At 71.7% G+C, this 23,796-nt stretch carries 18 protein-coding genes; 12 read left to right on the top strand and 6 right to left on the bottom strand.

What is annotated here, in order from left to right; all coding sequences use genetic code 11:
- Nucleotides 1–118: 118 nt before the first annotated feature.
- Entirely contained in the window at nt 119–1,333 is a 1,215-nt protein-coding gene (locus tag VIW71_RS01835) for a S8 family peptidase (protein WP_331620048.1), read from the bottom strand.
- A gap of 859 nt (nt 1,334–2,192) precedes the next feature.
- Between VIW71_RS01835 and VIW71_RS01830 the strand changes: the two genes are divergently transcribed.
- The 6 genes from VIW71_RS01830 to VIW71_RS01805 all read left to right on the top strand — a co-directional run bounded on the left by VIW71_RS01830 (nt 2,193) and on the right by VIW71_RS01805 (nt 9,012).
- On the top strand, nt 2,193–3,440 hold the full coding sequence (locus VIW71_RS01830; protein ID WP_331620047.1) for a glycosyltransferase family 2 protein: 1,248 nt from the start codon (nt 2,193–2,195) through the stop codon (nt 3,438–3,440).
- A gap of 56 nt (nt 3,441–3,496) precedes the next feature.
- The gene (locus VIW71_RS01825) at nt 3,497–5,335 is read left to right on the top strand and encodes a right-handed parallel beta-helix repeat-containing protein (protein ID WP_331620046.1); all 1,839 of its coding nucleotides are present in this window, start codon (nt 3,497–3,499) and stop codon (nt 5,333–5,335) included.
- A 57-nt stretch (nt 5,336–5,392) separates the two neighbouring features.
- On the top strand, nt 5,393–6,586 hold the full coding sequence (locus VIW71_RS01820; protein ID WP_331620045.1) for a right-handed parallel beta-helix repeat-containing protein: 1,194 nt from the start codon (nt 5,393–5,395) through the stop codon (nt 6,584–6,586).
- 192 nt (nt 6,587–6,778) lie between these two features.
- Entirely contained in the window at nt 6,779–8,140 is a 1,362-nt protein-coding gene (locus tag VIW71_RS01815; RefSeq protein WP_331620044.1) for a UDP-glucose dehydrogenase family protein, read from the top strand.
- 256 nt (nt 8,141–8,396) lie between these two features.
- The gene (locus VIW71_RS01810; protein WP_331620042.1) at nt 8,397–8,792 is read left to right on the top strand and encodes a carboxymuconolactone decarboxylase family protein; all 396 of its coding nucleotides are present in this window, start codon (nt 8,397–8,399) and stop codon (nt 8,790–8,792) included.
- A gap of 1 nt (nt 8,793) precedes the next feature.
- Nucleotides 8,794–9,012, top strand: coding sequence for a hypothetical protein (locus VIW71_RS01805; protein WP_331620040.1), 219 nt, complete (start codon nt 8,794–8,796; stop codon nt 9,010–9,012).
- A 33-nt stretch (nt 9,013–9,045) separates the two neighbouring features.
- Here VIW71_RS01805 and VIW71_RS01800 read toward each other — a convergent pair whose 3' ends face one another.
- The 5 genes from VIW71_RS01800 to VIW71_RS01785 form a co-directional block, all read right to left on the bottom strand.
- Nucleotides 9,046–9,297, bottom strand: a complete 252-nt coding sequence (locus tag VIW71_RS01800; protein ID WP_331620039.1) for a hypothetical protein — start codon at nt 9,295–9,297, stop codon at nt 9,046–9,048.
- A 37-nt stretch (nt 9,298–9,334) separates the two neighbouring features.
- Nucleotides 9,335–9,637, bottom strand: a complete 303-nt coding sequence (locus tag VIW71_RS26480; RefSeq protein ID WP_414720624.1) for a hypothetical protein — start codon at nt 9,635–9,637, stop codon at nt 9,335–9,337.
- Nucleotides 9,638–9,937: 300 nt separating this feature from the next.
- Nucleotides 9,938–10,678 (bottom strand): IPT/TIG domain-containing protein, encoded by a 741-nt coding sequence (locus VIW71_RS01795; protein WP_331620038.1) that lies wholly within the window; start codon nt 10,676–10,678, stop codon nt 9,938–9,940.
- 245 nt (nt 10,679–10,923) lie between these two features.
- Nucleotides 10,924–11,064, bottom strand: a complete 141-nt coding sequence (locus tag VIW71_RS01790) for a hypothetical protein (protein WP_331620037.1) — start codon at nt 11,062–11,064, stop codon at nt 10,924–10,926.
- Nucleotides 11,065–11,069: 5 nt separating this feature from the next.
- Nucleotides 11,070–11,228, bottom strand: a complete 159-nt coding sequence (locus VIW71_RS01785; RefSeq protein ID WP_331620036.1) for a hypothetical protein — start codon at nt 11,226–11,228, stop codon at nt 11,070–11,072.
- Nucleotides 11,229–11,850: 622 nt separating this feature from the next.
- Between VIW71_RS01785 and VIW71_RS01780 the strand changes: the two genes are divergently transcribed.
- From VIW71_RS01780 to VIW71_RS01755, 6 genes are all read left to right on the top strand, one after another.
- On the top strand, nt 11,851–13,689 hold the full coding sequence (locus tag VIW71_RS01780) for a fatty acyl-AMP ligase (protein WP_331620035.1): 1,839 nt from the start codon (nt 11,851–11,853) through the stop codon (nt 13,687–13,689).
- Nucleotides 13,686–20,669, top strand: coding sequence for an SDR family NAD(P)-dependent oxidoreductase (locus VIW71_RS01775; RefSeq protein ID WP_331620034.1), 6,984 nt, complete (start codon nt 13,686–13,688; stop codon nt 20,667–20,669). Before VIW71_RS01780 ends, VIW71_RS01775 begins: the two co-directional genes overlap by 4 nt.
- A gap of 170 nt (nt 20,670–20,839) precedes the next feature.
- Nucleotides 20,840–21,820 carry an alpha/beta hydrolase gene (locus VIW71_RS01770; protein ID WP_331620033.1) on the top strand — a complete coding sequence of 327 codons (981 nt, stop codon included), beginning with the start codon at nt 20,840–20,842 and terminating at the stop codon, nt 21,818–21,820.
- Nucleotides 21,817–23,391: an acyl-CoA carboxylase subunit beta gene (locus VIW71_RS01765; protein WP_331620032.1), complete on the top strand. Its 1,575-nt coding sequence runs from the start codon at nt 21,817–21,819 to the stop codon at nt 23,389–23,391. Before VIW71_RS01770 ends, VIW71_RS01765 begins: the two co-directional genes overlap by 4 nt.
- A 20-nt stretch (nt 23,392–23,411) precedes the next feature.
- Complete coding sequence (locus VIW71_RS01760) at nt 23,412–23,612, top strand: acyl-CoA carboxylase epsilon subunit (RefSeq protein ID WP_331620031.1); 201 nt, start codon at nt 23,412–23,414, stop codon at nt 23,610–23,612.
- A 62-nt stretch (nt 23,613–23,674) separates the two neighbouring features.
- Nucleotides 23,675–23,796, top strand: a 122-nt coding sequence (locus VIW71_RS01755; protein WP_146166841.1) for a biotin carboxylase N-terminal domain-containing protein, incomplete at its 3' end; no start/stop codon positions are given.

Below are 23,796 nucleotides of genomic sequence, written 5' to 3'. Positions count from 1 at the left end.
GCGCCGACCCTGTCGCCCGGAGGAGCCGAGGAACGAGGCCACCCGCGCAGGGAGCGAGCAGGAAGACCGACCGCAAGGGGGGTGCCGCGCGGGAGCCGGGTCCCCGGTCAGGCGGTCGTCAGGGGACGATGTGCAGGAGCAGGTTGGGCGATCCGTTGATGACGCCGGTGAGGGTGTTGGGGGTGCCGCCGGCCTTCAGGGCGCTGTCGACGCCGGCGGGGGTGGCGCTGGGGTGGCCGGACAGGTAGACGGCCGCGGCTCCGGCGACGTGCGGAGTGGCCATCGAGGTGCCGGAGATGGTGTTGGTGGCGGTGTCGTTGGTCTTCCACGCCGAGGTGATGGAGGAGCCGGGGGCGAAGATGTCCACCGTGGGGCCGTAGTTGGAGTAGCCGGCCACCGCGTCGGTGCTGGTGGTGGCGCCTACGGTGATGGCGCTGGCCACCCGGGCGGGCGAGTGGTTCGACGCGTAGTCGGTCTCGTTGCCCGCGGCGACGGCGTAGGTGATGCCGGAGGCGATGGAGTTGCTCACGGCCGCGTCGAGCGTGGAGCTGGCGCTGCCGCCCAGGCTCATGTTGGCGACGGCCGGCTTGACGGCGTTGGCGGTGGTCCAGTCGATGCCCGCGATCACACCGGAGGTGGTGCCGGAGCCGGCGTTGTTGAGCACCCGGACGGCGACGATCTTGGCCTGCTTGGCCACGCCGTAGGTCGAACCGGCGATGGTGCCGGCGACGTGGGTGCCGTGACCGTTGCCGTCGGCCGCGACGAAGTCGTCGCCGACCGCGTCGTAGCCGTAGGAGGCGCGCCCGCCGAACTGGGTGTGGGTGATCCGGACGCCGGTGTCGATGACGTACGCGGTGACGCCCGAGCCGGCGGTGTCGGGGTAGGTGTAGGTGGAGTCCAGCGGCAGGTCGAGCTGGTCGATGCGGTCCAGGCCCCAGGTCGCGCCGGTCTGCGTGGCGTCGATGGTGAAGGTCTGGTCCTGCTCCACCGAGGCGACGGCCGGGTCGGCGGCGAAACGGGCGGCCTGGGCGGGGGAGAGCTTGACGCTGTAGCCCTTCAGCGCCGCGGTGTAGGAGTGCGTCACCGTGGCGCCGTACTTGGCTGCCAGGGCCTTGCCCTTGGTGGACGAGGACGCGAACCCCGCGTCGCTCGCCAGCCTGACGATGTAACTGCCCGGGATCGCGGTGGGCGAGTCCGCGTAGAGGACCTTGCCCACCGCCGGAGCGGGGGCGGCGGACGCCGGAAGGGCGACGCCGGTCCCGAGCGCGGTGGCCGCCAGGGTCGCCGCGGCTGTTGCGGCCAGACCGCGCCGGGTTAAGCGCATCACTGCCATCTGAGGGTTCTCCTCTGCTCGGGGGTGACGTGAAGGGCGTTGGCCACGGGGACGCGGGTTCGGAAATCGGTGTTCCGCTTCCGCCCACCGAGACAAGGATGACGTGCGTGACAGGGGCGGGACAAGGCCGCCAAGGGAAGTCATAGACATGACACATTGCGGCAACAGCAGGCGCTTCGACATAACATGACATAGCGTCAATACGGCTGTGCGGGTGAGGCGCCCGGAGTCCTGGGGTGCGAGGTTCGCGAGGCCGACGGCCGGAAGGCCCTCGCCTCCCGGGTGGGACGTGAGCGCGGGCACGGCCCTCCTTCTGGTTTGCGGGTGTCGGTCGGGGGGGAGGGCCGTGCCCGCGGCCGCCCGCGGGGCGACCGTTCGGCGTCGTCGGCGGCTCCGCGCGGCTGACTCGCCGTTCGCCGTGAACCGGGACGTCCGCCTCGTAGGTGGACAACTCGCCCTCGCGGTACGCCAGGTGTCCACATAGCGGACAACTGCCGGGCTTTTTTCGCCGGGATGTGCTCTTTCGTCTTCGGAGGGGGCCTCGGTCGCGGTGGTGGGGGTGTCCGGGCAGGTCAGGTACCGCCGCGGGTGAAGGGGAGTGCTCTCGCCGCGGTCCGTGGCCACGACTCACCAGTACCACTGGTGAGCAGATGTTTCAGTAGCCGGCGTGGAAGCGGTGTCCGTGGATGGCGAAGAGTTGGTGAACTTTGTGTTTCACGTGTGAAGGTCCTCCCGCAGAGGCACTACATTCACCCATACAGACGCGCATGGCGCACTTCTCTGGATAAATCGTGCATTTGGCACGCGAGGTGGGGGACCGGGGTACGTGTCGGGATATTTCGATGCAGTGTGGTCGTGGATGGTCACGGCGGTCGAGGAGACGTCATGGCGTGAGGTGATGCCGCTCGGCCTCGCCGGTGCCTTCGTCTGGGGGCTGTGGCTCTACCGGGCGGTGCTCTCCCGGTTCGCCAGACCAGTGGTGAACGAGTTCCGCACGACGGTGTCGGTCGTGGTGCCGGCGTACCGCGAGGACCCGGACATCCTGCTGGACTGTCTGGACACCTGGCTGGCGCAGGACCCCAACGAGATCATCATCGTGCCGGACGTGGAGGACACGGAGGTCATCCGCAGGCTGTCGTTGGTGGAGGACCCCCGCGTGCGGGTGCTGGCGTTCGAGCACCGCGGCAAGCGGTCCGCGCTCGGTGTGGGCATCCGCGCCGCGACCTGCGAAGTCGTGGTACTGGTGGACTCCGACACCCGTTGGGAGCCGGGGCTCCTGGCGGCGGTTCAGATGCCCTTCATCGACCCCGAGGTCGGCGGAGTCGGCACCCAGCAGAATGTCTACCAGCGACGGAGCAGCGTCTGGCGGCGCATCGCCGACTGGCTGGTGAACCTGCGCTACTACGACTACGTACCGGCCATGGGCCGCGCGGGTGGTGTGGCCTGCCTCTCCGGCCGGACGGCCGCCTACCGCCGCGCCGCGATCGTCCCGGTCCTGGAGAACCTGGAGAACGAGTTCTTCCTGGGCCGCCGCTGTATCGCCGGTGACGACGGCCGGCTGACCTGGCTGGTGCTGGCGTCCGGCTACAAGACCGTGCACCAGACCTCCGCTCGGGCGATCTCGATGTTCCCCACCTCGTTCCGCGCGTTCGTCAAGCAGCGGGTGCGGTGGAGCCGCAACTCCTACCGGTGCTACCTGACCGCCGTCTACAAGGGCTGGATCTGGCGGGTGCCGCTGGTCACCAAGATCACTGTGCTGCAGATCCTGATGACGCCGGTGACCATGGGCATGGCGCTGAGCTACCTGCTGTTCAGCCGGCTGGAACTGAACGGCCGCGGCATTGTGCTGATCCTGATCTGGCTGCTCGTCGGACGCGGTATCCGCGGCTATTCCCACCTGCGCAGACACCCGCAGGAAATTGTGCTGCTGCCCTTGCTCGCCCTCGTGGTCATCATGATCTCGCTGCCGATCAAGCTGTACGCGTTCGTCACCATGAACAAGCAGGGTTGGCTGACCCGCACCAGCGACAGCGTCGGCGGCGAGGGGCAGGGCTCTGCCTCGCTCGCGGGCGCGGCCGGTGCGACTACCGGGGCGGGGGCGCTGTAGCGATGACTCACCACCACATACCTCGTGAGCGGAAGCGGTCTCGTGGCGCACGGGCCTTGCGCCTCGCGGCCGTACCGCCCGTCGTCGGCGCGCTGCTGCTCGCCGCGCCGACCGCCACCGCCCTCGCGGCGCCGGCCGACGGCGCGGGCGGCAAGGGCACGCACAAGATCACGGCCGCGGACTCGGAGAACGAAGCGGGGCTCGTCGCAGCGGAGGACCACCGGCTGGACCAGGTCCGCGCGGTGGCCGCCGTCGCCGCCTTGAAGGGCCAACGCTGGACGCAGCCGTACCGGCTGGACACCGGCAGCGGGTACACCCTGGTGCTCACCCAGCGCACCAAGCCCTACGGCGTCGCCGACCTGATCAAGCTCGCCCCCCAGACCTTCGTCCGCAAGCACGACGGCTCGTACCTGCTGACCGAGAACATCTACGTGGACGCCGGCGCCAAGCTGAGCCTGTCCACCCCCGGCGGGCTGAACCTGCGGCTGGCCAGCAACAACAAGGGCTTCGTGTCCATCGTCTCGTTCGGCGGCCGGCTCACCCTGGCGGGCACCCCGCAGGCCCCGATGAGGATCAGCAGCTGGGACACCCGCACCAACACCTTCGACACGGACGTGCGGGACGGGCGGGCCTACGTACGCGCCGTCGGCGGCCAGTTCGCCATGAACTACGCCCGGGTCACCGATCTGGGGTTCTGGAGCGGACGCACCGGCGGCCTCAGCCTCACCGGCACCGACCGGCCCGACACCAGCAACATCGACGGCCCCAACCCGAACTCGCAGGCGCCCAGCAGCGGCGGCATCATGGCGGAGCCCGCCGGTCCGCTGACCACGCCGGACAGCCGGTTCTCGGTGCCGACGCTCTCCTACGTGTCCGCGAACATCACCAACTCCATCATCTCGGGCAACCTGTACGGGCTGTTCATCTCCGGCGCCACCGGGGTCAACATCAGCCGGACCAGGGTGAAGGACAGCATGGAGCACGGCCTGGTCATGCACCGCGGTGTCACCAACGCGGTCGTGGACAAGACGATTTCCGAGGGCAACGGCGGCGACGGCTTCGTCCTGTCCCGCGCCACCGAGCAGGTCCGGGTCACCGGTTCCAAGTCGCTGTCCAACAGCGGCAACGGCTTCACGCTCAGCGGCCGGCCGCTGGCCAGCGGCCCGTCCGCCTCCGGCGAGTCCATCAGCAGCTACGGTTCCAACTCCGTCTCGGACAGCACCGCCCGGGGCAACGGGCGCTACGGCATCGAGGTCTACGGCGGTTCAAACGTCGGCGTGCAGAACAACCAGGTCGACGGCGGTGACATGGGCATCGTGGCCCGCGCCGAAGCCACCAAGGTCTCCATCACCGGGAACCACCTCACCGGCCAGAAGCGGCAGGGCATCTCGGTACGCGACGGCGTGTCGGCGGCCACGGTCACCGGAAACATCGTCGAGGGCGCCGACACCGGCGTCTACGTCCGCGACTCGCAGGCAGAGATCCGGGGCAACACGATCCAGGACGTCACCGACCACGGGATCTCCCTGGTGGGCAAGGTGTCCAAGTCCACGATCTCGTACAACGTCATCGCCGGGGTCGGCCCGAGCGCGGTGGACACCAGCCGAGCCCACGGCGGCATCACGGCCAAGAAGAACCAGACGTTCGCCTGGCACGACACCAGCGCCTTCTGGATCAAGTTCCGGCACTACGCGAGCCCGATGACGCTGCTCTGGTCGTTCGTGCTGCTGCTCATCCTGTTCTCGGCGCTCGTCGGCGCCCGGCGGAACAGCCGCCGGGGCCACCTGGTCCGAGGCACCCACCCGTACGCCGACAAGGCGCCGCTGCCCGGTAGGGTCACCGAGATCCAGGCGGTGGGGCGTGGACGGCACAGGGTTCCGGCGATGACAGAGTGATCGCCGCCCCCGAGCACGCCTCGCCAATCCGATTTCGCCGAGCCGGAGTTACTGATCATGTCCCACACGCCCCCGCCGCAGTCGCCGCCCCCGGGCACGTTCCGGTTGCCCGGTGGGCCGGCCGTCTGGCTGGGCGGAGCGGCACTGCTGGTCGCGCTGGTGGCGCTCATCGTCGCTGTCGCCGGGAGCGGCGGCGGGTCGGGGCCCGGGGAAACCGTCGGAGCCACCTCGTCCGGGCCCAGGCCCTCGGCGTCCTCGGAGCTGCCCAGCCTGCCCGATGAGACGCCCTCGGCCGGGCCGATCGTGACCGACGACCCCACGCCGTCCTCCGGCACCGGTGGCCCGACGCCGTCCGCGCCGGTCGACTGCCCGACCGCCTCGGTCACGGTGAACGACGCCCGTTCCCTGAAAGCGGCCCTCGCCATGGCACAGCCCGGGCAGAGCATCCGAATGGCCGACGGCACCTACACCGGTCGCTTCACCGCGACGACCCCCGGCACCGCCGACCAGCCGATCTTCCTGTGCGGTGGCGCGGGTGCGGTGATCGACGGCGGCGGCATCAAGGGCGGTTACGCCTTCCACCTCGACGGCGCGAGCTACTGGCGGCTGGCCGGCTTCACCGTCCGCAACGGCCAGAAGGGTGTGGTGGCGGACCAGGTGCAGGGGGCGGTCATCCAGGGCCTCACCGTCACGCAGATCGGTGACGAGGCCATCCACCTGCGCAAATTCAGCTCGGACAACGTGGTCCGGGACAACACCATCAGCACCACCGGACTGCGTCGCGACAAGTTCGGGGAGGGCGTCTACATCGGGTCCGCCAAGTCCAACTGGTGCACCAACAGCGACTGCAAGCCGGACGCGAGCAACAACAACGTCGTGATCGGCAACCACATCAGCGCCACGACCGCCGAATCCATCGACATCAAGGAAGGCACCACGGGCGGCAAGGTCATCGGCAACACCTTCGACGGATCGAAGCTCAGTGGCTCCAGCAACGACTCCTGGGTCGATGTGAAGGGCAACGGCTGGCTGGTGCAGGGCAACACGGGACGCCACTCCAACGGAGACGGCTTCCAGACGCATCAGATCCTCGACGGCTGGGGCACCGGCAACATCTTCAAGGGCAACACCGCGCAGGTGGACGGACCCGGCTGGGGGTTCCACCTCACCTCCGACGGCAACACCGTCGCCTGCGACAACAAGGTGACCGGCGCGGCCCAGGGCCAGGCCAACATCAACTGCACCCGCTGACACGCGGTACGCCCGGACACGCGGTACCTCCTGCCGCACCGCACGTCCTGACGTACCGCACGTCCCGCCCCCCAGCGCGCCCTGACACAACCTGATCCCCCATGAACCGTCACCGGCCGTGACGGTGGGTTCGCACACCCGAAAACACTCCTGCATACGCGACATACACGACACATCACTCGCGGGTGACGCATGTCAACCGCCCACGCACTCCTGGAGGCCACCATGACCGCACCAGCTCCTCGTCTCACCGTCATCGGTACCGGCTACCTCGGTGCCACGCACGCCATCTGCATGGCAGTCCTGGGCTTCGACGTCCTGGGCGTGGACGTGGATCCGGCCAAGATCGAGCGGCTGAGCTCGGGCGAGGTGCCCTTCTTCGAGCCCGGCCTGCCGGAGCTGCTGGCCAAGGCCCTGGACTCCGGCCGGCTGCGCTTCACCACGAGCTTCGAGGAGGCCGGCGAGTTCGGCGACGTCCACTTCATCTGCGTGGGAACGCCGCAGCGCAAGGGGTCCAACGCGGCCGACCTGACGTACGTCGACAGCGCGGTGGAAGAGCTCGCCACGCACCTGCGCAGGCGGGCACTGGTGGTCGGCAAGTCCACCGTGCCGGTGGGCACCGCCGCCCGGCTGACCGAGCTGGTCCAGCGCGTGGCCCCGGCCGGGACCGAGGTCGAACTCGCCTGGAACCCGGAGTTCCTGCGCGAGGGCTACGCCGTGGACGACACCCTGCGGCCCGACCGGCTGGTCTTCGGCACCGACTCGGCCTGGGCCGAGGAGCAGTTGCGCGCCGCCTTCGAGCCGATCATCACCCAGGGCACCCCGGTGGTGGTCACCGATCTGGCGACCGCGGAGCTGGTCAAGGTCGCGGCCAACTCGTTCCTCGCCACCAAGATCTCGTACATCAACGCGATGGCCGAGGTGTGCGAGGTCGCCGGAGCCGATGTGACCGGACTCGCCGAGGCGCTCGCCTACGACGACCGGATCGGCGGCCGGTTCCTCAAGCCGGGCCTGGGCTTCGGCGGCGGGTGCCTGCCCAAGGACATCCGGGCCTTCGCCCACCGCGCCGAGGAACTGGGCGTCGGCCAGGCCGTCGCCTTCCTGCGCGAAGTGGACGGCATCAACCTGCGGCGCCGCGCCCGTACCGTCGACCTGGTACGGGAGTTGGCCGGCGGCGAACTGGCCGGCGCGCGGGTGACCGCGCTGGGAGCGGCGTTCAAGCCCAACTCCGACGACATCCGCGACGCCCCGGCCCTGGACGTGGCCATGACCCTGCACCGGTTGGGCGCCCACGTCACCGTCACCGACCCGGCGGCCACCGAGAACGCCCAGCGGGCCTTCCCGGAGCTGACGTACGACACGGACGCGATCTCCGCCGCCGGCGGAGCCGATGTGGTGGTGCTGCTCACCGAGTGGTCGCAGTTCCGCGAGATCGACCCGGAGGCGATGGGCGCGGTGGTCGCCCAGCGGCGCATCGTCGACGGCCGGCACGCCCTCGAGCCCGCCGAGTGGCGCGCGGCGGGCTGGGAGTACCGGGCGCTGGGCCGCCCCTGATCCGCATCGGCATCACGCTCCGGAACCGGTCGGGGACCCCGAGTGCGGTGACTCGTCACCGGAACGGGAGTTCACGGATGCGGTCGGCCAGGTCAAGAAGCGGTGGGGACGGCGCCGGGTGACAGCACGGCCCCACCGTGCTTGAGTTGAGGTGAGGGCCGTGAGTGCCATCGGGAGACCCGACGCCTTCCCAGCTCGTGAACGGCACGAACGGGGCCCGGGTCGGGCACGCGGCGCCTCCCAGGAGGGAGCCGTGATGGCTGCCACCCCGAACCGCGCCGAGATCGAGGCCGACATCAAGCAGACCCTGGGTCTGGTCCCGCACTTCTTCCAGCGCATCCCCACCGACCTGCTCGCAGCCGAGTGGGAGATCTTCAAGAAGATCGAACTCGGCGAAACGCTGATCCCGAACAAGTACAAGGAGCTCATCGGCGTCGGCCTGCACGCCGAGACGAAGTGCCGCTACTGCAGCCTGTTCCACACCGAGGCCGCCAAGCTCTTCGGTGCGACGGACGAGGAGATCCAGGAGGCCGTCCACTACGCGAAGGCGAGCCTGGGCTGGAGCGCGTACCTGAACGGCATGCAGGAGGACTACGACCAGTTCGCGGCCGAACTGGCTCAGGTCGTCGACTACGTACGGTCGCAAGCCTGACATGGAACTCGAACGAGTGCGCTTGACGGTGCTCCGGGGCACGTTCCACGTCTACGAGCTGGCGGCCCTGGTCGCTGCCGCCCGCTACGTCACCGACTCCCCGCCCCCGGAGATGCCCGCGCAACTGCTCGAACAGCTGCGGGGGCTTCTGGACGAGTACGACGAGCAGGTCCGCGACCTGTCGCTGTGCGCGCCGGCGCGGCCGCAGAGCAGGAAGTGACGCCGGGCTCTGGCGACCGGACGCACGGGCTCGTCACTCCCGTTCCGGGGCGTCGGCGTCGTCATGGGCGAGTTCCGCCTCGATGCCGATCATGAGTTCCACGAACTGTGTGAGATCCACCGAGCAGTGCAGGAGCGGGACCCGTTCGCCCTCGCGCTCCAGATACGCGTCCCGGCGGTCGCCGATGGATCCGAGGGTGGCGGGGATGAACACCCACCCTCCGAGCCAGTAGCCGGCCGTCGTGGTGGGAGCTGCCGGTACCGTATTCGCGTTGAACTCGCTCATGCATCGATAACGACTTCCACCCCGATTCAGGATTCCATCATTCGAGTGGTGTGCAGGGAATGCGGAGTGTCGGCAGGACGACGGACCGAGACGTGCGGTATAGGGGGGCGCCTCGGGTCGCCGCTCGGCTCGCGGTACCCGGTCTCAGATCTGCGGTGGAGGCGCACGGGTGTACGTGACACTGGTGCTGATTCCCCCGGGCGTGGCCACGGTGACAGGAACCGGAAGGGCGGGTCCGGCGGCACGATCGCGGTGACCTGGGTGTCGGAGAGCACCGTGAAGGCGGCGGTGCGGTGCCGAACGTGACGGCCTGGGTCAGAGTGAGGCCGGCACCGGTCAGCGTGACGGTATTGCCGCCCGACGTCGGCCCTTGGGCGGGTGCGATGCCCGTGAGGCCGGGGAGGGACCACCGGCACCGTCGACGCGGCGGCGGTGTTGTGTGCCGTGAGAGACCTGGTCGTGGGCGAGGCTTCAGGACTGGTCATGGCTGCTCCCGGGTGGTGACGAATGCGCGGACTCCGGCCGACCGTGGGGGTTTGTCGGCTGGAGCCCGCGTCTGGAGGACCCCCGTGGTGTCCTCCAGGTCCCGAGATGACCCGTGCGTGACGTTCGATGGGTTGGTTGCCCTCATCGCCGTCGATCAGATGCCGGGTCCCGGGACGTAGGTGAAGCCGGCGACGGCGGTGGCCGTGCCGGCGGGGTTGGTGACGGCCACGTCGACGGCACCGGTACCGGCCGGGGAGACGGCCGACACCGTGGTCGAGTTGATCACCGAGAACGGCGCGGCGTTGCCGTCGAAGGTGACCGACTGGGTGCTCCCCAGGTTGGTGCCGCTGATCGTCACCGCGGTGCCGCCGGACTCAGGACCGGTGTTCGGGTTGACGGTGGTGACCGTGGGCACTGCGACGTAGGTGTAGGACAGGCCGTTGTTGGTCCCGCCCGCCGTGGTGACGCTGATACTCACCGTGCCCGCTGTCCCGGCCGGCGCGACGACGGTGATCTGGCTGTCGGAGACCACCGTGGGCGTGGCCGAGTTGGGGCCGAAGGCGACGCTGGTGGCGGTGCTCAGTCCGGTACCGGTGATGGTGACGGTGTTGCCGCCCGCGACCGGGCCGGAACTGTCGCTGAGCGCGGCCTTGAAGGGCGCCCCGACGTAGAAGAAGGGTATGGGGTTGCTGGTCCCGCCGGGTGTGGTCACCGTGACGTCGACCGTCCCGGTGCCCGACGGTGAGACGGCGGTGACCTGGGTGGGCGACACGACCGTGACGCCGGTGGCCTGCTTGGTCCCGAAGCGCACCGCGCTCGTGCCGGTGAGGTTGGTGCCCGTGATGGTCACGGTCGTTCCTCCGCCGGTCGAGCCTTGGTTGGGTGAGATCGGCATGGGATCCTCCTGGTTGGCCTGGTTGGCCTGGTTGGCCTGGTTGGCTGGCTTGGCTGGTTGGGTTGGGTTGGTTCGACTGGTTGGCTGGACGGTTGGAGCTGAGCCGTTCGAGTCGGCTCGCCGAGTCGGCTGGTTGAGCTGGGGGTGCCGGGCTCGGCAGGAGTGGAACGGCGCACGCCGTTCGGTGGCTGCGACCAGGGCGTGACGCGCCACGGCGGCGCGCGCGGGGGCGCGAGTGTCTCCGGTCAGCCGGAGCAGAAGGGCACGCTGCCGGCCTGGGCGGTGTTGTCGCGGAGCGTGGCCGCGTTGAGCGTCACGGTGCCGCCGAGGTTGGCGATGCCCCCGCCGACACCGCCTGTCGAGGCCTTGCCGCCCCGCAGGGTCACCGAGTTCAGCAGAACGGCGACAGCACCAGGTCGTCGCCGCCCATGGTGTTGGCCGCGTTGATCGCGTTGACCAGTGCGTTTTCGCTGCATCCCACGAACTGCACGGCGTGGGCGCTGGTGGGTACGAGGGACAGGCCCGCTGCCAGTGCCGCGGTGCCGAGCATGGCTGAGATCGTGCGAGAAGCTCGCATGGGATGCCCCTTCTGCCCTGATTCGGGAGCCGCACCAGTCGGTGCCTGGAGTGGCACCGACTGGTGGATCCATGTCCCTCCCGGGGGAGCTTGCCCAACGACGCCGGCGGCCGGACAACCTCCCGCCGACTGTGAGAGTCAACGGCGTACCGCCTGTCGTAACTCCCCCGGGAAAGGTGGGCGGCCCGCCGGTTTGGATATGCACAGCAAATCACCGGGGGTGAATCAAAATCAAGGCGCGGAGCAATAGTCGTATTAATTGAGGTGGTGAAATTCGGAGTCTTTGATGTACCACCCCTTTGTGTCAACGCTGTAACCCCCCGGTGCTCCCGCAGTCCGCCGAAGGGTTACGCGTCGAATGCGAAGTCGATCCCCTGACCTGTTATGTTCGCGAGTCACGGCAGTTCATTCGGCACCGGTTCCGACGTCCTGCGCGCGGCGGCGGCAGGGGAATTCCGGTGTCCGCTGCTCCAGGAATCACATCAGGCCCATGATTCTTTTGCTTTTTCCGTGGGCTCACTCGGGCGGAGGCCAGGCTATGGCGGATCATCCATCGGAGGGACGTTCCTCTATTTTCCTGTCCGGTACCGGTCGAATGGCGGCGCCGGAGGACGCGGACGGCGCGGCGGACACACTCGTGGGTCACCTGGCCCGTGCCCGGCGGCTGACCCCGGAATCCGCCGCCTTCACCTTCGTGGACTTCGCCACTGATCCGCAGGGCCGCCGTACCACCGTGACCTGGGCCGAACTCGACCTGCGGGTGGAGGCGGTCGCCCAGTGCCTGATGCGGGCCGGCGGCACCGGCGGGCGTGTCGCGGTGGTCGCTCCGCAGGAACTGGAGTACGTGGTCGGTTTCCTCGGTGCGCTGCGTGCGGGCGCGATCGCGGTGCCGCTGTTTCCGCCGCACCTGCCCGGCCATGACGAACGGCTCGCCGCCGCACTGGGGGATGCGAATCCGGTCTGCCTGATCACCACTCCCGGCGCGCGGGCCGATGTCGCCGAATTCTGCGCGAGCCGCCGCCTCCCGGGCGCCGACCGGATCCTTTCCCTCGGCCGGGCGCACATCGAGGAATGCCCGCCGGTGCGTACCGATGTTCCGGACCCCGTTCGGCCGCGGCCCGAGGACTGCGCGTACCTCCAGTACACCTCCGGTTCGACCAGGAAACCGGCGGGCGTCGAGATCACCCACGCCAATGTCGTGGCCAACGTGCGGCAGGCCGTAGAGGTGTTCGACATCCACCGCGACCGCAACCAGGTCGTCTCGTGGCTGCCCCTCTTCCACGACATGGGCCTGATGCTCGCGGTCGCCCTCCCGGTCGTCTGCGCGGTGCCGTCGGTGATCATGGACCCGACGGCGTTCGTGCAGCAGCCCCTGCGCTGGCTGCGGCTGCTCGCCCACCACCGGGGCGCCGTCACCGCCGCGCCGAACTTCGCCTACGACTACTGCGCCCGGCGGATCCACGATCCGCGACAGGCCGGTCTCGCGCTGCACGACGTGTCGGTGATGATCAACGGCAGCGAACCGATCCGCCCCGCCACCATCAGCCGGTTCCAGCGGGCCTTCGCCACCGCCGGCCTCAGCCCGGACACGATGCGCCCCTCGTACGGCCTGGCCGAGGCGACGGTGCTCGTCTCCACGTCGCCGACCGGCCGGGCACCGGAGGTCACCGCGTTCAACCGGGAACTGCTCGGGCACGGCGTCCTCCAGCCCGTCACGGGCGTCGCGGCCGAGGAAACCACCGAACTCGTCGCCTGCGGGGTGCCGGTGGGACAGGAGGTCGCCATCGTCGACACCCGAACGCGGTGCTCCCTTCCGGAGGACGCGGTGGGCGAGATCTGGGTGCGGGGTCCGAACGTCGGGCGCGGGTACTGGCGCAACCCGGGCCGCAGCGCGGACACCTTCGGCGCGACACTGGCCACCGAGGGCCCGTCACAGGCCGACGGGGCCGGGCCGTGGTTGCGCACGGGTGATCTGGGGGCGTTCCACGGCGGCTGCCTGTATGTCACGGGCCGTATCAAGGACCTGGTCGTCATCGACGGCGTCAATCACTACCCGCAGGACATCGAGGCGACGGTGCAGGACGCGCACGCGGTCATCAGGGTCGACCACGTGGCGGCGTTCTCGCTGACGGTCGGCGGTCAGGAGCGCCTGGTCGTCGTCGCCGAGCACTCCCGCCGGGTGACCGAGCCCGGCCTGGAACTGGAGGCGGTCGTACGTACGGTGCGCAAGGCCGTCGTGACGGGACACGGCGTGGCCCTTCACGACTTCGTGCTGGTGCCGCCCGGAACGGTGCCGCGCACCAGCAGCGGCAAGGTGGCGCGCGGCGCCTGCCGGGACCAGTACCTGACGGGCGGCTGGACGTCGCGGGTGGAGCGGGTGGAGCGGGCCGAGCACGGCGAGCCGGACCTCGCCGGAGCGGGGGGAGAGGAATGAGGCCGCCCCAGGACCACGGGCGCGGTGGGGACGGTGGGGACGGCGGGCAGGGATCCGACGGGCCCCTCGGTCCCGGCGGCCTGACGGCGTTGCTGCGCCGGCTGGTGGCCGACGCGTGCGGGAGGGCCCCGGAGGAGATCGAGGCCGACCGTCCTCTCGCGGACTACGGTCTGTCCTCCCGTGACGCGGTCGGCATCTCCGGCGAACTGGAGGACGCGCTGAACCGGCCGCTTCCGGCCACCCTGCTGTGGGAGAACCCGAGCCTGGCGGAGCTGGTCCGCCATCTCACGGAGGAGACGGGGGGTACGGAGGAGACGGGGGACACGGGGAAGGCGCCGGAGGAGGCCGCGGCGGCCGAGGCGACCCCGCAGCCCGCCGCAACCGACGACCCTGCCGCGTCCCGCGGCGCCTCCGGTCCCGTCGCCGTCGTGGGTATCGGCTGCCGCCTCCCCGGAGGCATCGGCGGCCCCGACGCCTTCTGGGAGTTCCTGCTCCGCGACGGCGACGCCGTGAGCGAGGTGCCGGCCGAGCGGTGGCGGGCATGGGGCGCCGACACCGTCGCCGCCGCGACAGCCCTTCCCCCGGCCACCCGCTGGGGCGCGTTCCTCGACGACGTGGCCGGGTTCGACGCCCAGTTCTTCGGCATCACGCCTCGCGAAGCGGAACTGATGGACCCTCAGCAGCGGCTGCTGCTGGAGGTCGTGTGGGAGGCGCTGAACCATGCCGGAATGCCGCCGCCCACGGTGCAGGGCAGCTCGACGGGGGTGTACGTCGGTCTCAGCGCGCTGGAGTACGGGTTTCTGACCGCGGCCGATCTGTCCCGGGTCACCGAGTGGACCAGTACGGGATCGGCCGGGAGCATCGTGGCGAACCGGGTGTCGTACGTCCTCGACCTGCGCGGCCCGAGCCTCACGGTCGACACGGCGTGCTCGTCGTCGCTGGTGGCGCTGCATCAGGCGTGCCGCGGCCTGCGGCTCGGAGAGTGCGACACGGCGCTGGTCGCGGGGGTCAACGTCCTGCTCTCCCCGATGATCACCGCCGGTTTCGACCAGGCGGGTGTGCTCGCGCCGGACGGCCGGTGCCGGCCGTTCGACGCCGCGGCCCGGGGCATCGTCCGCGGCGAGGGCTGCGGCGTCGTCGTACTGAAGCGACTGGCGGACGCGGTCCGCGACGGGGACACCGTCCTGGCGGTGCTCCGCGGCACCGCGGTCAACTCCGACGGACGCTCGTCCGGACTGGTGGCGCCCAATCCCGTGGCGCAGCAGGCCCTGCTGCGGGCCGCCCTGCGGGACGCCGGGGCCGACGCGGCGGAGGTGGACTACGTCGAGACGCACGGCACCGGCACGCTGCTCGGCGATCCGATCGAGGCGGGCGCGCTCAGCGCCGTACTGGGGCGGGACCGGCCGGAAAACCGCCCGCTGCTGATCGGCTCGGTGAAGAGCAACCTGGGACACCTGGAAGGAGCCGCGGGCATCACCGGTCTCATCAAGACCGTCCTGGCCCTGCACCACGGGACGCTTCCCGCGACCGTGCACTTCCGGCGGCCCAACCCGCACATCGACTTCACGGCGGGAAACCTGCGGGTGGTGAGCGAGGCGACCCCGTGGCCGGCTCACCCGGGCCGTCCCGCGCGGGCCGGAGTCTCGGCGTTCGGCTTCGGTGGCACCAACGCGCACGCCGTCCTCGAACAGTGGCAGGGGCAGCCGAGCGAGGACACCGGCGCCCCGGCCGCGCCCTCCGTGCCGCGCGTCCTCGTGGTGTCGGCGCGATCGAAGGACCGGCTGGCGGACACGGCGCTCGGACTCGCCGACTGGCTCACCGGCCCGGCCGGCGCGCGGGCGTCCCTGGACGACGTGACCCATACGCTGGGGAACACCAGGTACGGATCGGTGTGCGCCGCCGTCGTGGGCCGCGACCGGGACGCCCTCGCGCGCGGGCTGCGCGCCCTCGGCGCCGACCGGGCGGCGAAAGGCGTGGTGGGTCCGCGGCAACCGGTGATCGAATCGGCCGGCCCCGGACCGGTGTTCGTCTTCACCGGCTACGGCTCCCAGTGGGCCGGCATGGGCCGCCGGCTGCTGGCCGACGACGACGCGTTCGCCGCCGCCGTCCACGACCTCGATCCGGTCTTCGCCGCCGAAACGGGCACACCGCTGAGCCGGCTGATCACCGAGGGCGTCCCGCTCACCGCCGTCGCGAAAGTCCAACCGCTGCTGTACGGGCTTCAGCTGGCGCTCGCCCGCACATGGGCCGCCTACGGGGTCGAGCCCGCCGCCGTCGTCGGGCACTCCATGGGCGAGGTCGCCGCGGGCGTGGTGGCCGGGGCTCTCGACCCCGCCACCGGACTCCGCGTCATGCTGCGCCGATCGGAGCTGCTCAGCGCGGTCGACGCGGACCGGGCCGGGGCCATGGCCGCGGTCGCGCTGCCCGGTGACGAGCGGGCCGACACGTTGGCGCGCTTTCCCGGAGTCGAGGTCGCGGTGGACGCGTCGCCGCGGCGCTGCACGGTGGCCGGGCCGGCCGGCGCCGTCGGCGACCTGGTCGCCGAACTGGAGGACAGGGGAATCCAGGCGCGCCTGCTCGATGTCGGCGGTGCCGGACACACCGCCGCCGTGGACGCGGTGCTCCCGGACCTGCGCGCCGCCTTCGCGGACATCCGCGCCCGGCAGCCCACGATCCCCTGGTACGGAACGGCCCACGACGACCCCCGGCTCGCGCCCCGGGCCGACGCCGGCTACTGGTGCGACAACGCCCGCCGCCCGGTGCGGTTCCACCAGGCGGTAGCCGCCGCGGCGGCCGACGGACACCGGGCCTTCCTGGAGATCTCACCGCATCCTGTCGCCGCCGCGGCCCTGCGGGAGACGCTCGACGCGACGACGGACGGCGCGTGCCTGGTACTGCCGACCCTGCTGCGTGACAGTGACGAGGCGTCGGCGCTGCACACCAGCCTGGCCGCCCTGCACACGGCCGGAATCCAGCGGCGCCCGGACCTGCTGTGGCCGACCGGCCGGCGGACATCGCTGCCCACCGCTCCATGGCGGCACACCCGCCACTGGGTGGCGGCCAGAACCGGCGGCCCGGTGCGCGCGGGCGGACACCCGCTGCTCGGCACCCGGCTGGACGTGCCCGGCACGCGGCGCACCCTGTGGCGGGGCGAACTGGGCACGGACGGCTGGAGCCGCCTCGACCAGCGGGTGCACGGCACCTCCGTGCTGCCGCTGGCCGTATGCGCCGAGACGGTCGTCGCGGCGGCGGCCGAGGCGTTCGCCACCGCCGCGGACGGCGTCGTCGTCCACGGGCTTTCGCTGGACCGTCTGCTGCCGCTCGCCGACGGCACACCGGTCATGACCCTCCTCGATCCCACCGGGCCGGGCCGGGCGACCGTCACCCTGCACACCCGGTCGGCCGCCGGTACGTGGACGCGTCACGCCTCCGCGACCGTGGAGATCGGCGTCCCGCCCGAGAACCGGGTTCGCGCCGAGCCGGACGGAGAGACCCTCACCGTCGAGTTGCCCACGGTGCCCGAGGGCCCGGCCACCGCTTGGCAGTTCGATCCGGCCGTGCTCGACGCGTGCCTGCGCGTACCCGCGTCGGCCACGCGCGGCGGTCCGGCGGGGCCCGTCCCCGAGGACGCGGTTCCGGTGGCGATCGGCCGGCTGCGGGTGGGCCGGCCGACGGCGGCACCCGGGGTGTGCCGCGTACGGCCGACGGTGCCCACGGGTGACCGGACCGGGCCCGCCCCCGCCGGCGACCGGTCCGGACGTACCCCGCCCGGCGACCCGGACGGCGCCCCCGCCCGCTGGTCGGTCTGCCTGGAGGACGCCGGCGGAGCCGTCGTGCTCGAGGCGGAGGGCGTCGCGCTGCGGGTCCCCGAAGCGCGCGAAGTTCCGCTGCCGGTGAGCGAGACGGCATACGGCATCGCCTGGGGAAGGACCCCGCTGCCCGATCAGCGGCCGGCCGCGCCCTGCGACTGGCTCGTGCTCACCGCCGGACCCGCGGGCGCGGAAGGGAACGGCGACGGCACCGCCACCGCCCTGTGCGCCGCGCTGCGGCGGGCGGGAGGCCGTACCACCGTCGACCGCGGTGACGCGCGGTCCTCGGGCCGTACCGTGACCGCCTGGCACGACGGCCTGGCGGACGACGCCCCGGCGGCTGTCGTCCTGCTGTGCACCGGGCCAGTCGGCCCGAACGGCGCGCGCGAGACGATCCTCACCGCCGCGGATGTGGCCCGTTCGCTCGTCGGCACCGCCGGTCACGCCCCGTCCACCCGCCTGTTCCTGGTCACCGAGGGCGCGGAATCCGTGACCGGTGCGGAGCCCGGTGACCCGGACCGGGCCTGCCTGCGCGGTCTGCTGCGGGTACTCGCCCTTGAGCACCCGGATCTGCGCCCGTGCCTGGTCGACATCGACACCGCGCCGGGAGCGGAGGACGACCTCGCGCGGGAACTGCTCGGGAACGGCGACGCGGACCAGGTCGCCTGGCGCGCCGGCACCCGGCTCACCGCACGGCTCTCCCGGGTCGACCCGGTTGCGGAAGCCGCCGGTGTGCCCTTTGTCCGTCCGCGAGGCGCGTACATCGTGACCGGCGGGCTCGGCGGTCTGGGCCTGGCCACCGCGCGCCGCCTGGCCGAGGGCGGGGCGGGCCGTCTGGTACTGAACGGGCGCCGCCCGCCGAGGGGTGAAGCCGAGGCCGTGCTCCGGGAGGTGCGCGCGCTCGGCGTCGAGGTGGAGATCGTGCTGGGCGACATCGCCGAACCCGGCACCGCCCCGCGCCTGGTGGCGAGCGCCGTGTGCCACGGGCATGCGCTGCGCGGAGTCGCCCACGCCGCCGGGGTCCTGCGTGACGCCGTGCTCACCGGGCTCGAACCGGGCGATGTGGACGCGGTGTTCCGGCCCAAGGCCGACGGAGGCCGCCACCTGGACGAGGCCACCACCGGTCACGACCTCGACTGGTGGCTGGTGTTCAGCTCCGCCGCCGCTCTGCTGGGTTCCCCCGGGCAGGCCGCGTACGCGGCCGCCAACGCGTACCTCGACGCCCTGGTGCGCCGGCGCCGGGCTCGCGGAGCGGCGGGCCAGTCCATCGCCTGGGGTCCGTGGGCCGGAACCGGCGGCGCTCCGGACATGGCAGCCCTGGCCGTCGATCCGCTCACCCCGGACGAGGGGCTGGACGCCCTCCGGACGATCGTCGGCGCGGGGCGGCCCTACACCGGTGTCGTACGCCTCGACGCCCGCCGTGTCGTGCGGGCGTTCCCCGGGATCGAGTCGGTGCCGTTCTTCGCCGACCTCCTGGGCTCCGCCGCCGAGGACACCGGTGAGCGGTTCGGCGTCGAGGAGCTGCGCCGGCTGGACCGTACGTCCGCCCTGGCGGCGGTGGTCCGCCGGCTCGCCGCGCGGGTGGCGACGGTCATGGGCTTCGCCGAGCAGGAGATCGACACGACGGTGCCGCTCACGGAGCTCGGTCTCGACTCGCTGGTGGCCGTGCGTCTGCGCAACGCCGTCAAGCAGGACTTCGGGATCGTCCTGCCGGAGACCCTGCTGCTGAGAGGAGGCTCACTGGACGAGGCGGCGGCGGCACTGCTGTCGGCGCTTGACGCGGAGGGCTCCCTGGCAGGCGGTACGGCGGAAACAGCGGCGCCGGACGGCACCCCGGCGCCGGGCGGCTCTCCCGGACCCGGCCCGGGCGGCACTTCGGTGTCGGGTGTGGGCGGGGTCCCGGTGTCGGGCGGCACCGCTGTGCCGGGCGTGGGCGGTTCTCCCGGACCCGGTCCGGGCGGCACCCCGGTGCAGGGCTCTCCCGGACCCCGTGCGGACGGCACCCCGGTGTCGGGCGGCTCTTCCGGACCCGGCCCGGACGGTACGTCGGTGTCCGGCCCGGAGGGCACTTCGGCGCCGCCGCAGACCGCCCCGCCCCTCCCCGGCACCGTCCTTCCCCGGGACGCCGCCGAGCGGCTGGTGGCCGGCGTGTGGGCGCGGGTGTCGGGGCGCCCCGCCGGGAGCGTCCATCAGGAACTGCCCGAGTGGCGGGACGACTCCGCGTCGGCCGTCGCGCTCGCCGAGGGAATCCGGGCCCGGCTCGGCGGTGACATCTCCGCCCCCACCGCCGCGCAGATCCGGCGCAGTCCCACGGTGGCCGCCGTGGCGGACCTGGTCCGGCCGGCGCTGGAGGGCGCGGGCGATACGCCGCTCCGCGTCCTGCGGGACCCGGGCCCCCGGACCGACCGGGCGCCGCTGTTCGTCTTCCACCCCGCCGGCGGGTCCACGAGCGTCTTCCGGCCGCTGACCGATCTGCTGCCCCCGGGCCAACCGGTCTTCGGCCTCGACCGGGTGGAGTCGCTGACCTCGGTGGAGGACAAGGCCGAGCACTACCTCGGGCTGATGCGCCAGGTCCGGAGCGAGGGCCCCTACCGGTTGCTCGGCTGGTCCTTCGGCGGCTGCCTGGCCTACGAAGTGGCGGCCCGCCTGCGGGAGCGCGGTGAGCGGGTCGGCTACCTCGGCCTCATCGACACCATCCTGCCCGCCGCCCTGCCCGGCCCTCCGCCGGAGGAGATCCTGCTGGAGCGGTTCGCGCGGTTCGCCGAGTACGTCGAGACCGCCTACGGACGGCGGCTGCGGCTGCCGTACCGGGAGCTGGCGGCCATGGACGAGGACGCGCAGGTCGAAACGTTGATGCGGCACGTCGCCGACGCCGGGCTCGACATGAGCCCGGGCGTCCTGGAACACCAGCGCACCTCGTACATCGACGCCCGCATCGGTGAGCGCTACCGCCCACGCCCCTGCCCCGAGCCCGTCGTCCTCTACCGCGCGCAGAAGGCGCAGGCGCTGACCACCGCCATCGACCCCCGCTATCTGCGGGACGACGCCGACCTGGGATGGGCACCGCTGTGCCCCCGGCTGGAGGTGGTCCCGGTCCCCGGCGACCATCTGTCGCTGATCGATCCACCGTACGTGGAGGTCATCGCCGGTCATCTCGCCACCGCCCTTTGACCGACCGCGCCTGACGCACGCGACCGGACCGACCGGCCTACCGAGCACGCCCCACCGACACGAAGGAAGAGACCTTGGCACCCCGCAACGCTCCACGCCATCGACGGGTCCGAGCCAGACCGAGGCACCGCCGCCCGCTCACCCGCGGGCTCTGCACGGTGGTGGCCTGCGTGGGCTTCCTCACCGCGATCACCCTGCCAGGCGCGACCCCGAGCGTCTCCGCCACCGGCCCTGACCTGGCAGTTCAGGACGTTCCGCCGGTACGGGCCGACGACGGCGCGTACGTCAGCGCGATCCGGCGGCTGGGGCCGAACGTCGCCGATCTCAGCATCGAGTCGCCCGCGATGGGCGCCCGGATGCCGGTGCGGGTGATGCTGCCGCCCGGCTGGTCCCCCGATGCGCGGCGCACCTTCCCCACCGTCTACCTGCTTCAGGGGGCGAGTGACGACTACACCTCCTGGACCCGTGAGACCGACATCGAGGAGCTGGCGCCGCAGGCGGACGTCATCGTCGTGACGCCGGAGGGCGGTCGAGCGGGCTTCTACACGGACTGGTGGAACTACGGCCGGAAGGGCGGCCCGAACTGGGAGACCTTCCACACCGTGGAACTGCCGCAGATCCTGGAGCGCGGGTTCCGCGCCAACACCCGGCGGGCGGTGCTCGGTCTCTCCGAGGGCGGGCTCGGCGCCCTCGCCTACACGGCCCGCCACCCCGGGCAGTACGTCTTCGCCGGTTCCTTCAGCGGTGTCGTCGACCTCGACGACCCGGGGCTGCGCGGCGGCATCACCCTCACCTGTATGCGCGAGGGCGTGGACCCGATGCGGCTGTGGGGCGATCCGGAGAAGAACCGCGCGGTGTGGAACGAGCACAATCCGGCACGCATGGTGAACCGGTTCCGCGGCGTCAAGGTGCACCTTTCCGCCGCCGCCGGTCTGCCGGGTCCGCTCGCCCGGAACGCACCGGTGGCGGCGGGTCTGCTGGAGGCCCCGGCCTACCCCCCGACGCGGGCCTTCGCCGACCGGCTGCGCGCGGCGGGCGTGGACGTCACCGCCCATCTCTACGTGACCGGAACGCACGCCTGGCCGTACTGGGAGCGCGAACTGCACCTGGCCTGGCGCTCCGTGCTCTCCGCGCTCCGGGTGGCCCGGTGAGCACCCCACGGGGGAGAAGCACCGCTGACCGGCTGGCGGAACTCGACCGCCGCCGTGCGGAGTCGCTGGCTCCCTCCGCGCCCGAGGCGGTCGACCGGCAGCACGCCAAGGGCAAGCTGACGGCCCGCGAGCGCATCGACGCGCTGCTGGACGGCGGTTCCTTCGTGGAACTGGACGCCATGGTCCGGCACCGGTGCCACGACTTCGGAATGGCGGACCACCGACCGCCGGGCGACGGGGTGGTGACCGGCCACGGCACGCTGGACGGGCGCCAGGTGTTCGTCTTCGCCCAGGACTTCACGGTCTTCGGCGGCAGCCTCGGCGAGATGTACGGCCACAAGGTGGTCAAGGTACTGGACCTCGCCCTGCGCACCGGCTGTCCGGTCATCGGCCTCAACGACTCGGGCGGGGCCCGCATCCAGGAGGGCGTGCGGTCGCTGGCCCTGTACGCCGACATCGTCAAGCGTCACGTGCAGGCGTCCGGGGTCATCCCGCAGATCTCGCTGATGCTGGGCCCCTGCGCGGGCGGTGCCGTCTACGCGCCCGCGGTCACCGACTTCGTGGTCATGGTCGACGGCATCTCGCACATGTTCGTCACCGGCCCGGAGGTGCTGCGGATCGTCACCGGCCAGTCGGTCGGCCGGGAGGAGCTGGGCGGCGCCGTCGGGCACAACACCCTGTCCGGCGCCGCGCACTACCTGGCGCGCAGCGAGAAGGACGCCTTCGACTACACGCGGGCGCTGCTGAGTTACCTGCCGTCCAACAACATGGAGGACCCGCCGTACTACCCGGACCTCGCGGGCGTCGGTCCCGGGGACGGCGATCCGGCGCTGGACGGTCTCATCCCCGACGACGCGGGCCGGCCGTACGACATACGCCGCGTGGTGTCCGCCGTCCTCGACGGAGGAGAACTGCTGGAGGTCCAGCCGCTGTTCGCGCAGAACATCATCTGCGGCTTCGGCAGGGTCGAGGGCCGGAGCGTGGGCGTGGTGGCCAACCAGCCGATGTACGCCGCCGGCGCGCTGGACATCGACGCCAGCGAGAAGGCGGCCCGCTTCATCCGCACCTGTGACGCCTTCCACCTCCCCGTGCTCACCTTCGTCGACGTGCCGGGCTTCCTGCCGAGCGTCGACCAGGAGCGCGCCGGCATCATCCGCCGCGGCGCCAAACTGATCTACGCCTACGCCGAAGCGACCGTCCCCATGGTCACCGTCGTCACCCGGAAGGCGTACGGCGGGGGATACGGGGTGATGGGCTCCAAGCACCTCGGCACCGATGTCAACCTCGCCTGGCCGACGGCGGAGATCGCCGTCATGGGCGGCGAGAGCGCGGTCGGGGTCCTGCACAAGGAGACGCTCCGGCAGTCGGACGACCCCGAGGCGGAGAAGGAACGCCTGCGCGCGGGGTACGAGCACGCGCTGTGCAACCCGTACATCGCCGCCGAACACGGCTACATCGACTCCGTGATCAGACCTCGGGAGACCCGCTTCCACGTCGCGAGCGCCCTTCGCATGCTGGGCTCGAAGCGCGTCAACCGGATGCCGCGCAAGCACGGCAACATTCCGCTGTGAAGGGCGCCGGAGGAGTGCGGGTGACGCACGGCAGCCCGACCGACGAGGAGGTCGCCGCGGTCGTGGTGGCCCTCACGGCTTCGGTCTCGGCCATGCTCGTGGCGCCCGCGGGCGGCCGGGCCGGGCCGCCCGCGCGGTGGTGGAGCCGCCGGGCGCTGCACCTGACCGAGCACATCACCGAACGCGGGCCCGGCGCCTGGCTGATCAGCCGCGTGCGGTAGCCGAGCCGGAACCGAGACGAGACGGCTTGTTTTCAAGGAGTTGTTTCAAGGAGGGAGCCATCGTGCGCAAGGTGCTCATCGCCAACCGCGGTGAAATCGCAGTCCGCGTCGCCCGTGCCTGCCGTGATGCCGGGATCGCCAGCGTAGCGGTCTACGCCGACCCGGACCGGGACGCGCTGCACGT

It is taken from the genome of Streptomyces sp. (assembly GCF_036524955.1).
GTDB lineage: Bacteria > Actinomycetota > Actinomycetes > Streptomycetales > Streptomycetaceae > Actinacidiphila.
This window is presented reverse-complemented; position numbering and strand designations above follow the sequence as displayed.